This window comes from Mycobacterium sp., assembly GCF_032162105.1.
GTDB lineage: Bacteria > Actinomycetota > Actinomycetes > Mycobacteriales > Mycobacteriaceae > Mycobacterium.
Genome location: NZ_JAVRPS010000054.1, coordinates 1 through 3970 on the forward strand (window position 1 = coordinate 1; position 3970 = coordinate 3970).

4 protein-coding genes are annotated in these 3970 nt (G+C 65.1%); 1 reads left to right on the forward strand and 3 read right to left on the reverse strand.

What is annotated here, in order from left to right; all coding sequences use genetic code 11:
* From QOC69_RS02690 to lysS, 3 genes are all read right to left on the reverse strand, one after another.
* Nucleotides 1–1050, reverse strand: a 1050-nt coding sequence (locus tag QOC69_RS02690; protein WP_526436087.1) for a Clp protease N-terminal domain-containing protein, incomplete at its 3' end; no start/stop codon positions are given.
* A 275-nt stretch (nt 1051–1325) separates the two neighbouring features.
* A complete protein-coding gene (gene lsr2 / locus QOC69_RS02695; protein ID WP_184443497.1) occupies nt 1326–1667 on the reverse strand; it encodes a histone-like nucleoid-structuring protein Lsr2 in 342 nt (113 codons plus the stop codon).
* Nucleotides 1668–1777: 110 nt separating this feature from the next.
* Nucleotides 1778–3316: a lysine--tRNA ligase gene (lysS, locus tag QOC69_RS02700; protein ID WP_526436090.1), complete on the reverse strand. Its 1539-nt coding sequence runs from the start codon at nt 3314–3316 to the stop codon at nt 1778–1780.
* A gap of 24 nt (nt 3317–3340) precedes the next feature.
* Between lysS and QOC69_RS02705 the strand changes: the two genes are divergently transcribed.
* A partial coding sequence (locus tag QOC69_RS02705; protein ID WP_526436092.1) for an alanine racemase occupies nt 3341–3970 on the forward strand: 630 nt, incomplete at its 3' end.

The window sequence follows — 3970 nt, forward strand, 5'->3', positions numbered from 1 at the left end:
GTGCGCCAGCGACGGCTCACCCACCTGGATCGGCTGGAACCGGCGCTCGAGCGCAGCGTCCTTCTCCAGGTGCTTGCGGTACTCATCGAGGGTCGTCGCGCCGATGGTCTGCAGCTCGCCACGGGCCAGCATCGGCTTCAGGATCGAGGCCGCGTCGATGGCGCCTTCGGCGGCGCCGGCACCGACCAGCGTGTGGATCTCGTCGATGAACAAGATGATGTCGCCGCGGGTGCGGATCTCCTTCAGGACCTTCTTCAGGCGCTCCTCGAAGTCACCGCGGTAGCGGCTGCCGGCGACGAGCGCACCGAGGTCGAGGGAGTAGATCTGCTTGTCCTTGAGCGTCTCGGGCACCTCGCCCTTGACGATCGCCTGGGCCAGGCCCTCGACGACGGCGGTCTTGCCGACGCCGGGCTCACCGATGAGGACAGGGTTGTTCTTCGAACGTCGGGAGAGGATCTGCATGACCCGCTCCATTTCCTTCTCGCGCCCGATGACCGGGTCGAGCTTGCCCTCCCGAGCGGCCTGCGTGAGGTTGCGGCCGAACTGGTCGAGCACGAGCGAGGTGGACGGGGTGCCCTCGGCGGGGCCACCGGCTGCGGCGGCCTCCTTGCCCTGATAGCCGGACAGCAGCTGGATGACCTGCTGGCGGACCCGGTTGAGGTCGGCGCCGAGCTTGACCAGCACCTGGGCGGCAACGCCCTCGCCCTCGCGGATCAGGCCGAGCAGGATGTGCTCGGTCCCGATGTAGTTGTGGCCGAGCTGCAGCGCCTCGCGCAGGCTCAGCTCGAGGACCTTCTTGGCTCGAGGGGTGAACGGGATGTGCCCGCTCGGTGCCTGCTGGCCCTGACCGATGATCTCCTCGACCTGGCTGCGGACACCCTCAAGGGAGATGCCCAGCGACTCCAGCGACTTGGCGGCCACACCTTCACCCTCATGAATCAGTCCCAGGAGGATGTGCTCAGTGCCGATGTAGTTGTGGTTCAGCATCCTGGCTTCTTCTTGTGCCAGGACGACGACGCGACGAGCGCGGTCCGTGAAGCGTTCGAACATCGGTGGTTACCTGCTCTCCATAGGTAGCGCAACTCTTGGAACTACCCCGTACGGCGTCCCGCATCCTGCACCTGCCGTCCACTCTAATGGGCGGCGGCCCGGGCTGCCCTGCCTGTCCCTGGCTGATCCAGTGCGTCGGCGTGGTGAATCCCGCGCTGCAAGAGACCAACGCCTGGTAGGCGTCAAACGTTTCCGCCGTGGGCGCCGATGAGTTCGCCGCTAGCGAAAGCGCGCACAGACCCGGAAACGATCGCCGAGTCTGTGGCAACGTTTGTTTACGTTGCCGCGTGAAAGGCGTCGATGACGTCGGCCGGAATGCGTCCGCGGGTGGAGACATTGTGTCCATTGCGGCGTGCCCAGTCCCGGATGGCGGCACTCTGTTCCCTGTCGATGGAGGCCCGGCCACGGCCGGAACCGGCCGAACGGCCCCTTCTGCGGCCACCGACGCGTCGGCCGGCTTCGACCCATTGCTTCAGTTCGTTTCGAAGCTTTGCGGCATTCTTGGACGAAAGGTCGATCTCGTAGCTCACCCCGTCGATCGAAAATTCGACGGTCTCGTCGGCAGCACCTTCACCGTCGAAATCATCGACCAAGGTGACGGTCACTTTTTTTGCCATTACCTCACACTGACCCTTCTGCCTGGGAACACAGTCGTTTGATCTCGAACCCCGTCACAATGCTGACATAGGAACGCACGCCATTCAACAAGCGATACTATCTCAGTCGATCAGTTGCCGTGTCTGCGCACTATCGGGAACAATACCGTCTCCCTAATCGACAGGCCCGTCAGGGCCATCAACAAGCGGTCGATACCCATTCCCGTGCCCGTGGTCGGTGGCATCGCATACTCCAATGCGGCAAGGAAATCATCGTCGAGAAGCATTGCCTCGTCATCGCCTGCCGCCGCCGCACGGGCCTGGGCTTCGAATCTTTCCCGTTGAATCACGGGATCGATCAGTTCGGAATAACCGGTGGCCAACTCGAACCGTCGGACATACAGATCCCACTTCTCGGTCACACCGGGAATGCTGCGGTGTGACCGCGTGAGAGGCGTCGTCTCGATGGGGAAGTCACGGACGAAGGTGGGGGCCCACAGAGTCTCGCCGACGGTGTGTTCCCAGAGTTCCTCGACCAGTTTTCCGTGCCCGTAACCGCGGTCGCGAGGGATCTCGACGCCCAATCGGTCCGCAATCGACCACAAGTGCTCGGCAGGTGTGTCTGGGGTGATCTCCTCACCCAGTGCCTGCGACAGCGAGGGATACATTTCGACGATCGCCCATTCTCCGTCGAGATCGTAGGTGGAGCCATCTGGCAGTGGCACCGCTCGGGTGCCAATCGCCTCGTCGGCGACCTCCTGAATAACCTCGCGCGTCATGATGGCGGAATCATCGTAGGTTCCGTACGCCTGATATGTCTCCAGCATCGCGAATTCCGGTGAATGCGTGGAATCCGCACCCTCGTTTCGAAACACCCGATTCAACTCGAAGACCTTCTCGAAACCTCCGACCAAGCACCGCTTGAGGAACAACTCCGGTGCGATCCGAAGGAAGAGGTCTGCATCGAGGGCATTGGAGTGCGTCACGAATGGCCGGGCGGCAGCACCACCCGCAAGTGTCTGCAGCATCGGAGTTTCGACTTCGAGGAAGCCTCGCCGTTCCAGTGCGGAACGCACGGCGCGCACGACTGCGATCCGTTGCCGTGCGATGGTCCTGGCCTCCGGCCGGACGATCAGGTCGACGTACCGTTGCCGCACGCGCGATTCCTCGGTCATCTCCTTGTGCGCGACGGGAAGTGGCCGCAGGGCTTTCGAGATGATTTGCCAGGAATCGGCAAGCACAGACAATTCGCCGCGTCGCGAACTGATCACCTCACCGTGCACGAAGACGATGTCGCCGAGGTCGACGTCGGACTTCCAGGCGTCGAGTGATTCGGCGCCCACCTTGTCGAAACTGACCATCGCCTGCAGTTGTGTGCCGTCACCTTCCTGCAGCGTCGCGAAGCAGAGCTTCCCCGAATTTCGAGCAAACACCACGCGGCCCGCGAGACCGACGTCCTGTCCGGTCTCCGTGCCCGCAGGCAGGTCGGGGTAGCTCTGGCGGACCTCGGCGAGGGTGTGGGTGCGCGCCACCTCGACGGGGTACGGGTCCCGGCCTTCGGCGAGCAGCCGCTCGCGCTTGGCCTGGCGGATCCGAAACTGCTCGGGAAGGTCGGGATCGGATGTCGCGGCCGGGGCCGCTCCGGTGTCGGGCCTATCAGCTGAGCTCACGGGGTGCCAGCTTAAATGAAAGTCATGTCCCCCGAATTCGATGCGTCACGCGTCGCCGCGCTGGCCGACCAGCCACTCGACTGGCGATACAAGGGCATACCGGCGTCCTGGTGGGGTCGAACGCCCGCGCAGGTGTCCGCCGCGGCGTCCGATCCGTTCGACGACGGAGCCGTCGGCCCGCTGTGCGTGCTCCGCGAATCGGCCCTGGCGCACAACCTCGAGACGATGGCCGACTGGTGCCGCGAACACGGCGTCGAGCTGGCTCCGCACGGCAAGATGCACATGGCCCCGCAGCTGCTCACCCGCCAGCTCGACGCGGGCGCCTGCGCGGTCACCGTGGCCTCCGTGAGCCAGGTGCGGACCTACCGGGCGTTCGGGGTGCGCGACGTCATGCTGGCCAACGAAGTGGTCGACGACGGCGGCGTGGCCTGGCTGGGCCGCGAGCTGGACGCCCATCCCGACGTCGGCCTGGTGTGCTGGGTGGATTCGGTGCGTGGGGTGGAGCTGATGACTGCCGCGCTGGCGGCCGCGGGCGTCGGTCGGCAGCTCGACGTCTGCGTGGAGGTCGGCATGAGCGGCGGCCGCACCGGCTGCCGGGGCGCCGACGCGGTCGACGCGGTGGCACGCGCGGCGGCCGATTCGGAGCGGCTGCGA

What these genes read in the sequence shown, in the direction of transcription:
- lsr2 (WP_184443497.1), bottom strand. Translation starts at nt 1,667, where the DNA reads ATGGCAAAAAAAGTGACCGTCACCTTGGTCGATGATTTCGACGGTGAA.